This is a genomic window from Heyndrickxia sp. FSL W8-0423, assembly GCF_038009395.1.
Taxonomy (GTDB): Bacteria; Bacillota; Bacilli; order Bacillales; family Bacillaceae_C; genus Heyndrickxia; species Heyndrickxia sporothermodurans.
Window position 1 is genome coordinate 1,639,039 of record NZ_JBBPBE010000001.1, and the last position, 16,798, is coordinate 1,655,836.

Consider the following 16,798-nt stretch of genomic DNA (forward strand, 5'->3'; position numbering starts at 1 on the left):
GCCTGGGTCTTGGTGCATAAATTCGCTTAAACCGGCCATATGTGCACTCTCTACTGCCCTTTGAATATCATCGTTTGTATAGCTCATCTTATGATCCTCCTTTATTAATTAGAGGCTTTGCAAGGAATAGATGATCAATCTACCTATGATGCATGTATAAGAGAAAATGCATACAAAGAGACTTGATTGGTAACAACCGAGTTAATTACAAAGCCTAAATTGAAAGACATTCAATTTTGGTTAATGCCCTTCACTGCTATATCGTACGTAAACAAGTTGAAATGGTTATGTGATATATGTGCAATTTGAAAAAAATAGATAGATGCCTTATGTGTCATTCATCATTATTTATCATACGAATAAGTAAAGAGAAAGGAGATAAAATTATGAATGATAAGAGTCTATTAAATTATCAAATGTACATTCATCCATCAGATATCATCGATTTGAAAAAAGATTTATGGAATGATGAGCCAGTACCTGGGACATTAACGATTAACAAAAGAAAGTTCGATATCGATGTCGTCTTTCGTGGATCACATATAAGAAAATTTAAGAAAAAGTCATACCATGTTTCCTTCTATAAACCGAGTCATTATAAAGGGAGCAAAGAAATTCATTTGAATGCTGAATATAAAGATCCATCATTAATAAGAAACAAGCTTTCATTAGATTTTTTTGAAAGTATTGGTGTTCTTGCTCCCCAATCAAAACATATCTTTCTTTTATTAAATGGGAGATCAGAAGGAGTCTATTTGGAATTGGAATCGGTAGATGAAAATTTCTTGCAGCGAAGAAATCTTCCGAATGGTCCAATTTATTATGCGGTAGATGGTGATGCAAACTTTTCTTTAGTAAGTGATTTAGATAAAGAAACGAAAAAGTCGTTGGAACTAGGATACGAAAGAAAATGTGGTACAAATCAAGATGATCAATATTTGCAAGAAATGATATTCAAAGTTAATACACTTCTGAAAGAAGAATTTGAAAAGGAAATTCACCGTTATGTTGATGTTGAAAAATATTTACGATGGCTTGCGGGTGTTGTTTTGACCCAAAATTATGATGGTTTCGTTCACAACTATGCATTGTATCGCAATGGTGAAACGGGATTATTTGAAATGATTCCGTGGGATTATGATGCAACATGGGGAAGAGATGTAAACGGCAGGGAAATGTCCGAAGATTATGTTCGGATAAATGGTTATAATACTTTAACTGCTCGACTTCTTAGTGTGAAAACCTATAGAAAAAGGTATCAAACTATTCTGAAGGAGATACTTGAACACCAATTTACCATCGATTTTATTAAACCACAGGTTGAACAATTATACACATTAATTAGACCGGGGATAAAGAAAGATCCTTATAAAAAAGTACATTTGGAAAGGTTTGAAACTGAGCCAAATTATATTTATCGATTTATAGAATTAAGAAAAAATTATCTTACAGCTAACCTTTATAAATTAGATTAATAGGCTGGAGTTGAAGTTTTAACAAATGGTTATTTATCCGGTTTCCAAAATTACTAAGGCACGTATATATAGTGTATAAATTACCATTATGGATAAAAAGGAAAAAAGCAAGGGAGCTGTATCAGTAGCGGATAATCACCGTTTTAATAGTTTTACATTCGCTAATTGAGTGTAATAACAGCTAGCTAAAAATAAGGAGGATTAAAATGGGAAAAAGCAAAATGAACTATCAAAATCGTCCTCGGTCTTTTCAGTTGCTACCATATTCATTAAAAGGAAAAAATGTGACCATCTATCGAGGGGGACCAGAGTCTAAGACAGGAAGACTTATTGATGTAAAACCTGATTATATCGTGCTTTACTCAGAAAACACCGTTATTTATTATCAAGCATCTCATATTAAAAGCATTACAGAGGATTCAAAGGCAAATTCAATCAATATGAATGCTAATCAGGAAGAGGAAGTAGATTATTTACATGCTGAAAACTTTGTAAGTTTAATGAATCATTTTAGAAATAATACGATTCAAATTAACCAAGGTGGTCCTGATGCAAAAAATGGATTGTTACTAGAGGTCATTAATGATTATTTAGTTTTACAAACAAATGATGATGGAATTGTTTATTATAATATCCATCATATAAAAAGTGTCAAAAACGCTCAAAAAAATATGGATAATAAAGAGAATATCGAAAACACGGCAGTTCAACCAGAGTTCCTAAGGAAAACAAGTTTTAATCAGTTATTCATGCATATGACACATAGCTGGGTTTCGATCAATCGAAATGGCCCAGAAGCGTTAGAAGGAATTCTTGTCGAAAATACAGACGGATATTATACACTAATAAATAATCAAGAAGTATTTCGTATTCATCCATTTCACGTGAGGAGTATCAGTGTCGGACCAAAGGGAGCTTTAAAACAAGAAAACAATGAAAACAAGAATGATAACAAACAAGAGGAGTCGAGTAGTGAGGAAAATGTATTAACCTCTAGTGATCAAGTAATTACATCGAGTTCATCTGATAGGAGAACAGAATGGTCAAGAACATCTAGAAGAAGTAGACGTTCATCAGGAGAGAGAAGAACGAGTAGGAGAAACGAAACGAGACGGAGCAGAGAAAAGGTAGTTAAGTCTATTGATTATACATGGAAAACAAGATAACTCTATCAATAAATCATATTAAATACAAAATGGGGGAGCATTGATTTTGTAATGCCCCCAATACGTTTTTGAAAGGAGGATTTGGGATGAATGGAATGAAAAGTTTTATCAATAGTGAAATTGAGTTAGAGATTTCTGGAAAAACGATTTTGTCGGGTATTCTTATTGATGTAGGATTAGATATAATTGTTATTTTCGATGGAACACGGTATTTATATATACCGCTATTACATGTCCATCAAATGAAAGAGAGAGCCTTGAAAGAAATTGAATCCGAACCTCCTGAAACTTTTCTACTATTTAATGAAACAGAACCAATATCCTATCGAAAAACGCTAAATCATGCGAAAGGTCAATTCATCGAGCTATTTGTAACTGGAAATCGTTCAATTCATGGTTATATAACTAGTGTGTTAAACGATTATCTTGTCTTTTATTCACCAGTGTATAAAACGATATTTATTTCAATGCAGCACTTAAAATGGTTTACCCCTTATTCACATCAATTAACTCCATACACATTAGGAAATAAAGAGCTTCCTATTGTACCAGCAAGTATTCCACTCGCAAGATCATTTGAAGAACAATTGAAAAAATATGAAGGTCAATTAGTCGTACTAGATTTAGGCGATAATCCCGAGAAAATAGGTTTATTGAAAAATGTATCCAATAATATGATTGAGTTAATACTCGCTAATGGCCAAGCAGTTATTTGGAAATTTGGGCATTTAAAAACGGTTCACCTGCCATAGAAAAGAAAAACCAATGAGATCAATATCTCATTGGTTTTTCTGAAGATGGTCAACTTGCTTATTTGTCATGTAAATAGTGGGTAGTGTATGATAAAGTGTAAAAATAGAAATAATACGTTTAAGGAGAAAAATATGACAAGTAATTGGCCGTTTTTATCAACATTAAAACCCCATCTTCAAGAGGCGTGGGAAGCAGCCGGATTTGAACAACCGACTTCAATTCAAGAAAAGACAGCGGAACTTATAGTGCAAGGAAAAGATATTATTGCCGGTTCACCGACAGGAACAGGAAAAACGTTAGCATATGTCCTCCCTCTCCTTCAAAGAATCAATGAAGAAAATAAAAACATCCAACAAGTGATCATAGCCCCTTCAAGGGAATTGGTGATGCAAATCCTTCAGGAAATCCAAACATGGTCGAAAGGCAGTGCTATTCAGGCAGCTTCTTTTATTGGCGGAGCGAATGTAAAACGTCAATTGGAAAAGTTAAAAAAACGACCACAAATTATTGTTGGAACACCAGGAAGGGTTTTTGAATTAATTAAGCAAAAAAAGGTGAAAATGCACGAGGTAAAGACGATAGTGCTTGATGAGGGAGATCAATTACTAACTCACGAGTATATGCCAACAATTAAAGGAATTATTAAATCATCTTTAAGTGATCGCCAACTTCTTTTATTCTCAGCAACGCTTCAGGAACACACCATTCTTACCGCACAAAAGCTGATGAAACAAGCAGAAATTATTCAGGTTACTAGGTCCGAAAATGAAGGTAAAGTTGAACATATCTATATTGTTTGTGAAGATAGGGAAAAAATCGAGGTATTGAGTAAATTGAGCCGAATCGAATCGATGCAGGCCCTTGTCTTTTTAAATGATATAGGTAAACTTTCGGTTCTTGCAGAGAAAATGAAGTATAAAGGACATGCTGTTGGTGAGTTACATAGTGACTTGAAAAAAGAAGCAAGAGCAAAAGCGATTTCTCAATTGCAAAGCGGGAAGGATTCCTTATTATTAACGACAGAGGTAGCTGCAAGAGGCCTAGATATTGCCAATCTTCCGTTTGTGATTCATTTCGATTTACCGGAAAATGTTTCACAATATACGCATCGTTCGGGAAGAACGGGACGACTTGGAGCTAATTCGGGTACCGTCATATCCATCGTAACACCGAGGGAAGAAAGAACATTAAAACAATATTGTCGTGAACTTCATGTACCTGTGAAACAAAAATATTTATATGCGGGTAACATTGTTGATGAAAGAAAGTGAAAAATTAGGCAGTAACTGTCTAATTTTTTTTAATCAGTAGTGTAGATTATTATCATTGACTATGAAGGAGGCTCTGGTGAGGGAGATGTTAGTGTTTCTGGGGCAAATTATACTGACAAGTCGGAGCATCGAATTATTGGGAAGATAGGGTCAGGAACAATTAAGCTTAAAGTAAGAACAGGTTTCGGTGATTTTGATTTAAAATAAAGTGGAAAGAGGCGATCTCAAGGAAAGATTTGAGATCGCCTCTTTTAGTTGTTTACAAATCAAAACACCTTTGTCGTCCAGTTTTCGCAATTCCAAACTTCTGTTGCTACATCTTCATAAAATTCCGGTTCGTGGCAGATGATGAGGACGCTGCCTTTATAGGCTTGTAAGGCGCGTTTTAACTCGTCTTTTGCATCAACGTCAAGGTGGTTGGTAGGCTCATCAAGGACCAATATGTTTGTTTCATTATTAATTAGTTTACATAAGCGTACTTTAGCTTTTTCTCCACCACTAAGTACTTCGACTTTGCTTTCGATATGTTTCGTCGTCAAGCCGCATTTTGCAAGGGCTGCACGCACTTCGTATTGAGTGAATGAAGGGAATTCCTGCCATACTTCTTCAATACATGTATTATAATTGGATTGCTTGACCTCTTGTTCAAAATACCCCGTAAGCAAATAATCACCGCGTTGAACTGAACCCAATAAAGGATTAATTTCACCTAAAATACTTTTTAATAACGTCGTTTTTCCGATACCATTTGCGCCGACCAACGCAATCTTCTGCCCGCGTTCCATGCGCAAGTTTAATGGCTTGGAAAGAGGCTCATCATATCCGATCACTAAATCGCTCGTTTCAAAAATAACCTTTCCGGACGTACGCCCCTCTTTAAAACGAAACTCCGGTTTAGGCCGCTCCTGTGCTAGTTCGATAACATCCATCTTATCAAGCTTTTTCTGACGAGACATTGCCATATTACGTGTCGATACTCTTGCTTTGTTTCTTGCAACAAAATCCTTTAATTCAGAGATTTCTTGCTGTTGTTTCTTATAGGCAGACTCTAGTTGCTGCTTTTTCATTTCATATACTTTCATGAAATCATCATAGTCGCCAACATAGCGATTTAATTCTTGATTCTCCATATGATAGATCAAATTGATGACACTATTTAAGAATGGGATATCGTGAGAAATTAGGATAAACGCATTTTCATAGTCTTGTAAATAACGTTTTAACCATTCTATATGTTGCTCGTCTAAATAGTTAGTTGGCTCGTCCAGTAGTAAAATATCCGGTTTTTCTAATAGTAGTTTTGCAAGCAATACTTTTGTTCGTTGCCCGCCACTTAAATCTTGGACATCACGATCTAGACCAACATCATCAAGACCAAGTCCACGGGCGATCTCTTCTACTTTCGCATCAATGATGTAAAAATCATTATTGGTCAAAATATCTTGAATGGTACCGACATCTTCGAGCATTTTTTCAAGCTCTTCCGGAGTTGCCTCACCCATTTTTTCATAAAGACCATTCATTTCAGTTTCAAGATCAAATAAATATTGAAATGCACCTTTTAATGCTTCACGCATGCTCATTCCTTTTCTCAACACAGCATGCTGATCAAGATAGCCGACACGCACTTTCTTTGCCCATTCTACTTTCCCTTCATCGGGCTGCAGCTGGCCGGTAATAATATTCATAAATGTTGATTTACCTTCTCCATTGGCACCGATTAATCCAATATGTTCTCCTTTTAACAACCGAAAGGATACATCATTAAAAATTGCACGGTCACCGAAACCATGACTAAGGTTTTTCACTGATAAAATACTCATCTATATACACCTTTTTCAGTTAATTTCTTTTCACACATATAAAAATTATAGCGAACTAACCAATGAAATTGAAAGAATTATTTTTTTTAAAACGATAGAAAAAAATGGTGTTAGGCAATGAAAAGTACCAAACACCATTTTTATTGCTATATCGATTTCATCATTAGTGGGGGAGTGATCTCTTCGGGAAAACAATAGAAATCCAGTTTTCCTTCGTATACTAATTCAAATGTTGGAAATTCTTTTAAGTCATGTGGCTTTACAAAGGCAATTGGTTTGTTCATCATAACGACACCGGTTTCAGTTAAAACGGATGCAACAAATTGGGAGCAAAAATAAGCATTTTTTCGTTCGATTTCTATTTTAAATAGAACGCCGATTAGACCGATAAGATTGTATTTATACTTTTGTTTATTCATTTCCATTTTCCGTATTTTTCTGCGCATTTTTTTATATTGTTCATCTGTTACGGTACAGCAATAGATCGCACAATTGGCTTGTTTAAATAGTTCTGATCGGATATTTTCTTTTACAAAACCCCCGATGAAAGGATTCCGTATTTTTTTCCTGCCAAAGCTATATACCTCAAAGAGTTGATCATCTAAAGCTAATGAAGCGTGATTTAAAGGCTCCTGAGTAAAAAGTTTAATCATTCGGGTAAACATTGTACCCGTATCGGTAAGCAGTAAATAGATTTTACGTTGATTCACAGGATTGTCCTCCCAAAGGAAATAATAATTTAGGAAGGGAAGCGTGTGTTTTATTTTGAATAAAGTTCATTTTTTTCCCCTTTGTTTGTATCTTATCTAATCTTGAACAATTGACATACGAACCACAGTTGTAATTGGCTTTAAGACTTAAGACGGAGTTTATTTTGTCGGTTAAGATGTATGATTTTCCGTAGTATTTCATTTTTAAATGCCATTAAAAAAAGAGTAACATAATTACTAAAAAGATAGTGACATTATTGTTAATATTCGTTCATTTTTAGTTGAACACTCGTTTTTAAATCTTTTTAAAGACAATCTTAAGTAAAAATTAAGAAACTGTTTCTTATATTTTAAAAAAGAATCTTTATAATGAGGAAAAGATTAGAAAATATTTAGGGAGAGTATTGTAAAATGGAAATAATGATGACGAAAGAACAACAGAAAACTGCAGAAATAGAATTATTCATAAAAACACATGGTAAAGCATTACTTAATTATATATATTCGATGATGAAAAAATGGGAGGTAGCGGAGGATATCTATCAGGAAACATTATTATCTGCTTTTATCAGCTATGATTCCTTCGAGTATCGATCTTCATTTAAAAACTGGTTATTCAAAATCGCATCAAATAAATGTAAAGATGAATGGAAAAAACAAAATGTGCAACAACGGTTAATAGAGGGGAAACAAGAGTCTATTGAACAAATCGTCATGCAGGATGAAACTGAAAAAACGGTAATGGAAAAAAGTTTACAGGAAGAGCTAATGAAAAAAATTGACGAACTTCCAAATAAATATCAGCAATCTTTAATGTTATATTACTTTCATGATTATAGTATGAAAGATATTTCGACAAAAACAGCGTTGCCTTTATCAACGGTAAAAACCCATTTAAAAAGAGGAAAAGAACGTTTACGCAGAAAAGTTGTTGGAATTTATTAAATTGTTAAAGGCAATAATCGTAGGAGTTGTTAAATGAAAAAGCAAAGCAGAAAATCGATTAGGAAACAAAAGAATGAACGATATACCTTTTGGGATTTCATTTTGGATCTTTTATTTTGGATACCTGAACTATTATTCTGGCCATTTCGGATTTTACTTCGTTTAGTGAAGCATCTTTGGGATTATTTTTAATATGAAAAGGGCTTGCAAATAATTTTGAAAACTTTTAAAATAAGGGTAACTATTGATTAAGGAGGTGGGGAAGAGATGAGTAACACCGTTTTTGTTCGCGGGCAATTATTAGATTTTATGTATATTTGCCGTGCGATTTTTCATGTTCAAGCTGCTAACGGGATCAGTCTGCCCATTTTTAGCAACTTCATATGGAAAAAACGGTGAGAAATCTCTATACCCACTATAACTTAAATTCGGTTCGGTTTAGGAGAGGGCTCTAGCTCTCTCTATTTTTTTAACCAAATTAATTTATAACTTATTAGCCACGGGATCTCTTTCCTGTGGCTTTTTTTACGAAATGCTCTTTTCTGAGAATTTGTGGTTTTGCTTTAAATAATTTTGATAACGCAGAGCGGATTGGAGCGGAAAGGAACGGTCACGGTTTATCCACAAAAACAACTAACAAAAAGGATGATGACAAATGATTATTTGCAGTGTAAACAAAATTAGTAAATCCTATGGCGGAAATGTCATTTTTGAAGATTTAAGTTTCGAAATCAAGGAAAAAGATCGAGTCGGATTAGTCGGCCGCAATGGCTGTGGAAAAACAACATTGATGAAACTTTTATCAGCCATCGAAACAGCAGATGAAGGGCAAATTCATTGGAAAAAAGGATATGAAATTGGCTACTTATCACAAATACCCGATAGTCAACATGACCAAACAGTTAAAGAAGTATTAAAAACAAGTTTTCAATCATTAGTAGAAATAGAAATGAAAATGAAAAGCCTTGAAGAAAAGATGGCGCAAGAAAGCAGGGATGCTGATATACAGAAATATGGGGATCTCCAAGACCAATTTATTCGAGAAGGCGGCTATGAAATGGAGACGAACCTGGAGCGAGTTGCGAATGGATTACAAATCACATCATTACTACCGCAAAAGTTTTCCGATTTAAGTGGCGGAGAAAAGACAAAAGTAGGACTTGGAAAAATATTATTGAAAAATCCTAATTTACTTCTGCTTGATGAGCCGACGAACCATCTGGATTTACAAGCAATTGAGTGGCTGGGAGACTATTTAAAAGACTATCCAGGCACCGTCGTTGTCATATCCCATGATCGATATTTTTTAGATGAAATTGTAAATAGAATTGTTGACTTAGAAGATGGGGAAGTTCACCTATACAAAACGAATTTCTCGGGATTTGTCAAAGAAAAAGAAGAACGGTTATTACAGGAATTCCATGCTTATCAAGAACAACAGAAAAAAATTAAAAAAATGAAGGAAGCAATCAAACGGTTGAGAGAGTGGGCCAATCGAGCCAATCCGCCAAATGAAGGATTGCATAAACGTGCCCGCAATATGGAACGCGCCTTGGAGCGGATGGAAAAAATCAATCGTCCTATTCTCGAACGAAAAAAAATCAATGTTGATTTTGAAGCGGTCCATCGAAGTGGGAAAGATGTTGTAAAGCTAGTTGAAGTTTCAAAATCTTTTTCCGATAAACACCTATTTCAACACGTAAATATGCATATCCAATACCTTGATCGAGTTGCCATTATAGGTGAAAACGGAACAGGAAAATCAACATTATTGAAAATAATGCTCGGACAAATTACACCCGATTCGGGAGAGGCTACTCTTGGCAGCAATTTAAAGATTGGCTACTTATCACAGCAAGCCTTTAGTCAAACAACTGATACTTCTGTTATTGATACGTTTCGAAATGAGATAAGTGTAACTGAAGGTGAGGCAAGGCATATTTTAGCTAAATTTCTGTTTTACGGTCATTCTGTTTTTCGAAAGGTAAATCAATTAAGTGGTGGTGAAAGGATGAGATTACGATTGGCTCAGCTTATGTATCAAGATATCAACTTCCTCATTCTTGATGAGCCGACGAACCATTTAGATATTGATTCGAGAGAAGTATTGGAGGAAGCCCTCGATGAATTTAACGGAACGATTTTAGCCGTAACCCATGACCGTTATTTCCTTAATCGCCTCTTTAAAAAAATATATTGGATAGAAGATGGAGCTGTTCATTTGTTTAATGGTGATTATAGCTGGGCGAAGGAGAAAATGAGTGAATTGCGACAAAAAAGAGTGCTTTCAGTAAAAGCTGAAAATGTATCAAAGAAAAAGGAAGAGAACGTTTCAGTGGAAGAGCTAGAAGGAAAAATAGAAACAATTGAATCACAACTTGAAGGGATTACAACACAAATAAAGTCAACGATAAAGTTGGATCATCTTCAGGAATTAACTGCTAAACAAAGGAGTCTCGAAAGTATGAGGGAGGAGATATACGAAAAGTTAGCCCAAATAATCGAGTGAAATTGAAACTTTACATGGTAGACAGACGTCTTTATAAAGAGAAGAAAAAAATAAACTGCATATCAATTGATATGCAGTTTATTACAAATTTTTATTTTAATCTCTTTGCTCCAACATATCTTGTTTTCCAATAATATGATTTAAGGTTGTCAATTTTAACTCCTTTTGACACCGAATGGATGACTTTGTTCTTACCGATATAAATCGCTACATGGGAAATGCTGCGCCCATTTGTTTTGAAAAATATTAAATCACCAGGTTTTAATTTAGACTTCTTAACCTTTGTTCCCTTTTTGTACATAGCCGAAGATGAATGTGGTAGTTTCTTCCCGTTCTTTTTAAAAGAATAGTAGACAAATCCTGAACAGTCGAACCCTTTTGGTGTAACGCCGCCCCATTTATATGGTGTTCCTATATGTTTTTTCGCTTCTTTTATTACATTTTTTGCAGAATAGGCTGCACTAGATTGAACTGGTAGAAAAAGTGTAATTCCGATAATCATTGCTGCTAATAGGGATGCGATACGTTTCATTAAAAGGGCCACCTCATATTCAAAGTTTTCTAGTAATTTAAATATAACAGAAACTTGTCGAAATTTTTTTTACAGTTGGTTTAAACAAATGTTACAACAATATTACAAAATTAGACCTTTTTCATGAGGTTTCATCCATTATTTGGATTATTATAGGGTTTATTCGGCCGATAGAAAAGTAATTTTGGATTAGAAGCGCAATTTTTATATAATATAAAGGGACTATGTCAATTTTGAAAGGAAAGATAAAATGATAGTAAGAAACGAAAAAGATGTAGAGGGCTTGAAGAAAATCGGGAAAATTGTTGCTCTAATTCGTGATGAATTAAAAAACCTCACGAAACCGGGAGTAACAACCAAGGAATTAGATGAACGAGCAGGCCAACTATTTGAAGAAAATGATGCGATTTCGGGACCAAAAGGGGAGTATAATTTTCCTGGATATACATGTATTAGTGTAAATGATGAAGTGGCACATGGCATTCCGAGTGATCGTGTAATTGCAGAGGGGGACCTTGTTAATATTGATGTATCTGGTTCATGGAATGGTTATTATGCAGATACAGGAATCTCATTTGTTGTTGGACAATCAACCCCCGAATTAGATGCATTATGTGAGTGTGCCCAAAAAGCCTTTGATAAGGGCTTGGAGAAAATTAAAGCAGGTACGAAGCAAAATCAAATTGGAAAAGCGGTTAGGAATGAGGCAAAAAGAAACGGTTTCACAGTAATCATGAATTTAACGGGACATGGAGTAGGTAGGGCACTTCATGAAAAACCTGATTATATCATGAATTACTATGAACCATGGGATAATGACCTATTAAAAGATGGAATGGTAATTGCCTTTGAACCTTTCATCTCAACTGGAGCAGAAGAAGTAGTAGAAATGGACGATGGCTGGACATATAAAACCCCTGATGGAAGCTTAGTTGCACAGGTAGAACACACTGTCATTGTAACAAAGGATAAACCGATTGTTATTACTTTATAAAATGGAAAAAAGGGGAAACTCAGCGTTTCCCTTTTTTCTATGATTCAATGTTTGCTTTTGTATGAAAGCTGCTGATTTTAATTGTTTTATGGAGACGATGGGCCATCCACCCGGCAAATAAAGAAAGAAAGACATCCTTTGGCAATGGTGGAGCCATCCACAACCATGCCATTTTATATGTAAATCCGTCCGGGGCAGCCGCCCATAATTTATACGCGAAATACATCCAATTTGTTCCGAAAAGATAGTTTATTACTAAACCAATCATTGAAGCGATAAAATAAGTAAATAATTGCTGATTTTTTTCTACTATTTTTCCAACAACATAACTTAAAATAATAAATGAAAGAATAAAACCGAATGTAGGACTGATAAGCACTCTAAAGCCGCTACTAAACTGTGCAAATACAGGTGCCCCAACCAATCCAACAACCGCATATACGATCATTGAGATTGATCCTAAACGACTGCCTAACATTGCCCCTGATAAAATTGCAAAAAAGGTCTGCAAAGTAATCGGAACCCCACCTATCACCATAAAAGGTACCAACGACGTAATATTCGCTCCAACCATCATAAAAGCGACAAACAATCCTACATAACAAATATCAATTGCCCGAAATTTCATACACATCCCCCTTTCATATAACTTAGAATAATAGAATTAAACATTATATGTCAACCTAAAAATAAATTAAGTTAACATAAACACCCTTTATCACATTCGAAGACTCACCTTTTCACTTATGAGGAATACAATAATCGGGTAAATGCCTATAAAAAGAGGTGAAAAGGATGAATCCGTATTCGCGGTTTCCGTATGAACCGTTCTATATACGAAGCAAAAAGCAGAAAACATCATTTCCACCACAGCATCAATCGAAGCAACCAGGAATCGAAGGATTAATGAATCCGAAACCGATCGTGGATAATAAAAAATATAAAGCAGGAGGAAAACTAAAAAATAAAGTGGCCATTATTACGGGGGGAGATAGTGGCATCGGTTCAGCAGCTGCTATTGCTTTTGCAAAAGAGGGAGCAGATATTGTTATTCCATATTACTATCATTATGAAGATGAAGATGCTAACCGTACGAAAAGGAAGATCGAAAAGTTAGGAAGAAGATGCCTTCTAATTGTCGGTGATTTAACAGATGAAAATCACTGTAAACATGTAGTCGAACAAACGATTAAAACATTTGGTAAATTGGACATATTAGTTAATAACCATGGGGTTCAATTCCCGCAAAAAAGTCTATTAGACATCACAACCGAACAGTTGGATCGAACCTTTAAAACGAATATTTATAGCTTTTTCTATCTAACAAAAGCGGCTCTTCCATATTTAAAACAAAAAAGTACAATTATTAATACAGCCTCTGTAGTAGCCTATGAAGGTAACAAAACATTAATTGATTATTCCGCAACAAAAGGCGCCATTGTTGGCTTCACAAGAGCATTATCACAAAATCTTGCTAAAAAAGGAATAAGGGTCAATGCAGTTGCACCTGGTCCAATTTGGACACCATTAATTCCATCAAGCTTTTCGGCTAAGCAAGTTTCCAAGTTCGGTCTTGATGTACCAATGAAAAGAGCAGGACAACCATATGAACTTGCACCTGCCTACGTCTATTTAGCATCAGAGGATTCGAGTTATGTAACAGGTCAAGTCATCCATGTTAATGGGGGAACGATGGTAAGTTCGTAATCAAAATAGATTGGCAAGGTTGCTTTTTTCGCGACCTTGCAAAAACTTAAAACTGTATACCTATTAATCAATTGTTTACATAGGATTCATATTTCCTTAAAGATTCCTCGCTATGATGAACATGTAAGCTAATTCATATTCGAGGAGTGTTAAAAATGAAAAAAAGCACAGTGTTAAAAACGGCCCTTGCATTAACAGTTGCCACTACCCTTAGTATGAGTTCTTTTGCAAATGCAAAAGAGGCACCTAAGAAAACCGCAAAAAACGTCATTCTTTTTGTAGGTGATGGGATGGGATTAGCCCATCGAGATGCCATCCGTCTAGCATCTGTCGGAAATAAAGGGGATCTCGCTATGAATAAGATGCCATATGCAGGGCTAGTCCATACAAGTTCTACAACGACTGTAACTGATTCAGCCGCAGCTGCCACAGCTATGGCATCCGGTGTTAAAACGTATAACGGTGCTATAGGTGTAGACAAAAACAAAAAATCTGTGAAAACAATCCTAGAATTAGCGAAAGAATCGGGAAAATCTACAGGGCTTGTAACAACAAGCCAAATTACTGATGCCACTCCTGCAGCTTTCGGTGCACATGTTACCAATCGTTCTGCTCAAAGTGACATTGCCAAACAATACTTAGAAAAAAGTAAAGTGGATGTTTTATTAGGCGGTGGCGAGGACTATTGGTATCCCGCAGGAAATCCGGGTACATATCCAGACAAGCCAGCGAAGGATCCAACTGAACAAAGTAAAGGTACACAAGGAAATCTAGTCAATAAAGCAAAAAAACTAGGGTACAAATATATAACGAATGAGAAAGAGCTGAAAAAGGCAAAAGGAAATAAGCTGCTAGGTCTCTTTGCTAATGAAGAAATGTTCGAGCAAAGACCAGAAGGTGAAGGGGATATTTACGATCCGGTTGTTTCATTACCGACAATGACAAAAAAGGCTATTGATACATTGTCTAAAAATAAAAAAGGTTTCTTCCTAATGGTAGAGGAGGAAGGGATTGATGAAATGGCCCATGAAAATAATGCGAAATTAATGTTAAAGGCAGGGAAGCAATTAGATAAGTCTGTGGAAATTGCCAAACGGTTTGCGAAAAAACACCTGGATACATTAGTGCTTGTTGTCGCAGACCATGAATGTGGTGGTTTGGCAATCGAAGAAGTGAACTCTTCGGACGAATCTGGTGATGGAATTTCAAAAGAAGATGGACCGTTTAAAGTAGCAAAATCCAAAGATCAGTTTGTTATCGATTGGACAACTTCCGGCCATACAGCAGCTGACGTACCACTTACTGCAATGGGAAAAGGTGCAGAGTTGTTTAATGGTTTTTATGAAAATACGCATATTTATGATGCGATGGTTCAAGCAATGGGGTTAAAGAAAAAAAGATAGACAGCTTTATCGTAAGAGTAGGGGATCAGAACCCTGCTCTTTTTTGTATCCATTAAAATTTTTAAAATATTATCTAGACTTGTCTCATATCCTTTAGTAGATGTCTTGCATATTGGACACAGCTTTTAAGTGGATAGGAGAGACCGTATGAGTACGTTTTTTAAAGGAACGTTTCTGTTAGTTGTTGTTGCTTTTATTGGTGAATGTGTTGAATTTTTAATAAATATGGTGTTAGCAAATGAACTTGGTGAAGTTGGAATGGGATTGTATATGTCCATTTTGCCAGTTATTTTCTTTATCGTTGTGTTGGCAAGTATGGAATTACCCGTATCAATTTCAAAATTCATTGCTGAAAAGGAAGAGAAATATCATTTTAGTATGCTTCAGCACGCCATCCGCTTTACCGTGCTTTTTACCATTGTATTAGTATTAGCCACTATTTTGGTATTGCCCATTCTCCCTGTATTTAATCATTATCATCCCTATATTCGGGCGTTAGTCATCGTAATCATCCCGCTAGTATCCTTTTCATCTGTTGCCAGGGGATATTTTATGGGAGTACAGCATATGGGGAAAATTGCAACTGCCAACTTTTTACGTAGAATCGTTCAATTGGGCCTACTCGTGATTATCTATAAATTATTTCAATTTGAATTAGATAAGGCCATTTTCATTGCATTATGCACATTGGTTGGCAGTGAGTTGATCGTTTTTCTTTATTTGATCCACACGTTTTTTCTCCAATTTAAGTTTTTTAAAAATAAAAACAATGCACGTTTAACGGGTAAATCGGTTAGAAAAAGTTTGATGTCTGTCTCCTTGCCAACAACAGGAATGCGGATTTCTCACTCCATTACACATGCAATCCAACCCTTTTTAATTAAGGCTGCATTAATGAAAGCGGGATTTTCGGGGACGATGGCAATTGAGCATTTTGGGCTTTTAACAGGTGTAGCATTTAGTATCGGTTTCTTTCCAGCATTTATTGCTCATTCGTTATCAACTGTACTCATTCCTACGGTATCTGAAGCGTATGCAAAAAAAGACTTCGAAAAACTTCGCAAACTTTTACAGCAAGTCATTCTAATGACGAGTATTTATGGAATACCTGCAATTATTATTTTTCATATTTTTGCCGAGCCACTTACCCATATGTTTTTTGATTCAGATATTGCACCACTTTATTTACAATTACTATGGCCATATTTTTTGTTTCACTTTTTTGCGATTCCGATGCAAGCGATTTTGATTGGTATCGGTCTGATAAAGGACACGCTCCTCCATTTTCTATGGTCAACAGTTATAATGTTCGTGATGATGTATATCCTCGGTTCGAATCAGCAATTTAATATGACAGGAATTATTCTTGGCATGAATACGGGTGCCTTACTCATTATGCTTATGCATTATGTAACGATATGTAAAAAAATTGGAGTAACATTATTATTCAGAAAGCCGGTAAAGCATTCATACTAGCATCGAAAACTGTTTATCTAGTAATTAAATAATT

Annotated in this window: 16 protein-coding genes and 1 pseudogene; 12 read left to right on the forward strand and 5 right to left on the reverse strand. The window is 35.4% G+C overall.

Annotated elements, in window-relative coordinates:
• Positions 1-15: 15 nt before the first annotated feature.
• A pseudogene (locus tag MKY81_RS21110) lies at positions 16-87 on the reverse strand (CotG/ExsB N-terminal domain-containing protein); the annotation flags it as partial.
• A gap of 296 nt (positions 88-383) precedes the next feature.
• Here MKY81_RS21110 and MKY81_RS08240 point away from each other — a divergent pair.
• The 4 genes from MKY81_RS08240 to MKY81_RS08255 all read left to right on the forward strand — a co-directional run bounded on the left by MKY81_RS08240 (position 384) and on the right by MKY81_RS08255 (position 4,665).
• Positions 384-1,475, forward strand: coding sequence for a CotH kinase family protein (locus MKY81_RS08240; protein WP_341118755.1), 1,092 nt, complete (start codon positions 384-386; stop codon positions 1,473-1,475).
• A gap of 206 nt (positions 1,476-1,681) precedes the next feature.
• The gene (locus MKY81_RS08245) at positions 1,682-2,641 is read left to right on the forward strand and encodes a DUF2642 domain-containing protein (RefSeq protein ID WP_341117490.1); all 960 of its coding nucleotides are present in this window, start codon (positions 1,682-1,684) and stop codon (positions 2,639-2,641) included.
• Positions 2,642-2,727: 86 nt separating this feature from the next.
• Complete coding sequence (locus MKY81_RS08250; protein ID WP_341117492.1) at positions 2,728-3,393, forward strand: DUF2642 domain-containing protein; 666 nt, start codon at positions 2,728-2,730, stop codon at positions 3,391-3,393.
• Positions 3,394-3,525: 132 nt separating this feature from the next.
• Positions 3,526-4,665 (forward strand): DEAD/DEAH box helicase, encoded by a 1,140-nt coding sequence (locus MKY81_RS08255; protein WP_341117494.1) that lies wholly within the window; start codon positions 3,526-3,528, stop codon positions 4,663-4,665.
• Positions 4,666-4,931: 266 nt separating this feature from the next.
• Here the strand turns inward: MKY81_RS08255 and MKY81_RS08260 are convergent, their stop codons facing one another.
• Together MKY81_RS08260 and MKY81_RS08265 are read right to left on the reverse strand one after the other, a co-directional pair.
• Positions 4,932-6,488 (reverse strand): ABC-F family ATP-binding cassette domain-containing protein, encoded by a 1,557-nt coding sequence (locus MKY81_RS08260; RefSeq protein WP_341117496.1) that lies wholly within the window; start codon positions 6,486-6,488, stop codon positions 4,932-4,934.
• A 146-nt stretch (positions 6,489-6,634) separates the two neighbouring features.
• Positions 6,635-7,198 carry a hypothetical protein gene (locus tag MKY81_RS08265; protein ID WP_341117497.1) on the reverse strand — a complete coding sequence of 188 codons (564 nt, stop codon included), beginning with the start codon at positions 7,196-7,198 and terminating at the stop codon, positions 6,635-6,637.
• A gap of 411 nt (positions 7,199-7,609) precedes the next feature.
• Between MKY81_RS08265 and MKY81_RS08270 the strand changes: the two genes are divergently transcribed.
• The 4 genes from MKY81_RS08270 to abc-f all read left to right on the forward strand — a co-directional run bounded on the left by MKY81_RS08270 (position 7,610) and on the right by abc-f (position 10,652).
• Positions 7,610-8,143: an RNA polymerase sigma factor gene (locus tag MKY81_RS08270; protein ID WP_341117499.1), complete on the forward strand. Its 534-nt coding sequence runs from the start codon at positions 7,610-7,612 to the stop codon at positions 8,141-8,143.
• Between the two features lie 33 nt (positions 8,144-8,176).
• Positions 8,177-8,335 carry a hypothetical protein gene (locus MKY81_RS08275; RefSeq protein ID WP_181294681.1) on the forward strand — a complete coding sequence of 53 codons (159 nt, stop codon included), beginning with the start codon at positions 8,177-8,179 and terminating at the stop codon, positions 8,333-8,335.
• A 75-nt stretch (positions 8,336-8,410) separates the two neighbouring features.
• On the forward strand, positions 8,411-8,542 hold the full coding sequence (locus tag MKY81_RS08280; protein ID WP_268766498.1) for an RAxF-45 family protein: 132 nt from the start codon (positions 8,411-8,413) through the stop codon (positions 8,540-8,542).
• A 256-nt stretch (positions 8,543-8,798) separates the two neighbouring features.
• Entirely contained in the window at positions 8,799-10,652 is a 1,854-nt protein-coding gene (abc-f, locus tag MKY81_RS08285; RefSeq protein ID WP_341117503.1) for a ribosomal protection-like ABC-F family protein, read from the forward strand.
• 91 nt (positions 10,653-10,743) lie between these two features.
• Here abc-f and MKY81_RS08290 read toward each other — a convergent pair whose 3' ends face one another.
• Complete coding sequence (locus tag MKY81_RS08290; protein WP_066236105.1) at positions 10,744-11,184, reverse strand: C40 family peptidase; 441 nt, start codon at positions 11,182-11,184, stop codon at positions 10,744-10,746.
• A gap of 250 nt (positions 11,185-11,434) precedes the next feature.
• Between MKY81_RS08290 and map the strand changes: the two genes are divergently transcribed.
• The gene (gene map / locus MKY81_RS08295; RefSeq protein ID WP_341117506.1) at positions 11,435-12,178 is read left to right on the forward strand and encodes a type I methionyl aminopeptidase; all 744 of its coding nucleotides are present in this window, start codon (positions 11,435-11,437) and stop codon (positions 12,176-12,178) included.
• 37 nt (positions 12,179-12,215) lie between these two features.
• Here map and MKY81_RS08300 read toward each other — a convergent pair whose 3' ends face one another.
• Positions 12,216-12,812 carry a biotin transporter BioY gene (locus MKY81_RS08300; RefSeq protein ID WP_066236109.1) on the reverse strand — a complete coding sequence of 199 codons (597 nt, stop codon included), beginning with the start codon at positions 12,810-12,812 and terminating at the stop codon, positions 12,216-12,218.
• Positions 12,813-12,973: 161 nt separating this feature from the next.
• On the opposite strand from MKY81_RS08300, the gene MKY81_RS08305 reads away from it, so the two are divergent.
• The 3 genes from MKY81_RS08305 to MKY81_RS08315 all read left to right on the forward strand — a co-directional run bounded on the left by MKY81_RS08305 (position 12,974) and on the right by MKY81_RS08315 (position 16,764).
• Complete coding sequence (locus tag MKY81_RS08305) at positions 12,974-13,885, forward strand: SDR family oxidoreductase (RefSeq protein WP_341117512.1); 912 nt, start codon at positions 12,974-12,976, stop codon at positions 13,883-13,885.
• A 155-nt stretch (positions 13,886-14,040) separates the two neighbouring features.
• Entirely contained in the window at positions 14,041-15,288 is a 1,248-nt protein-coding gene (locus tag MKY81_RS08310; RefSeq protein ID WP_445663926.1) for an alkaline phosphatase, read from the forward strand.
• A gap of 147 nt (positions 15,289-15,435) precedes the next feature.
• Positions 15,436-16,764 (forward strand): polysaccharide biosynthesis protein, encoded by a 1,329-nt coding sequence (locus MKY81_RS08315; protein WP_341117515.1) that lies wholly within the window; start codon positions 15,436-15,438, stop codon positions 16,762-16,764.
• Positions 16,765-16,798: the final 34 nt, after the last annotated feature.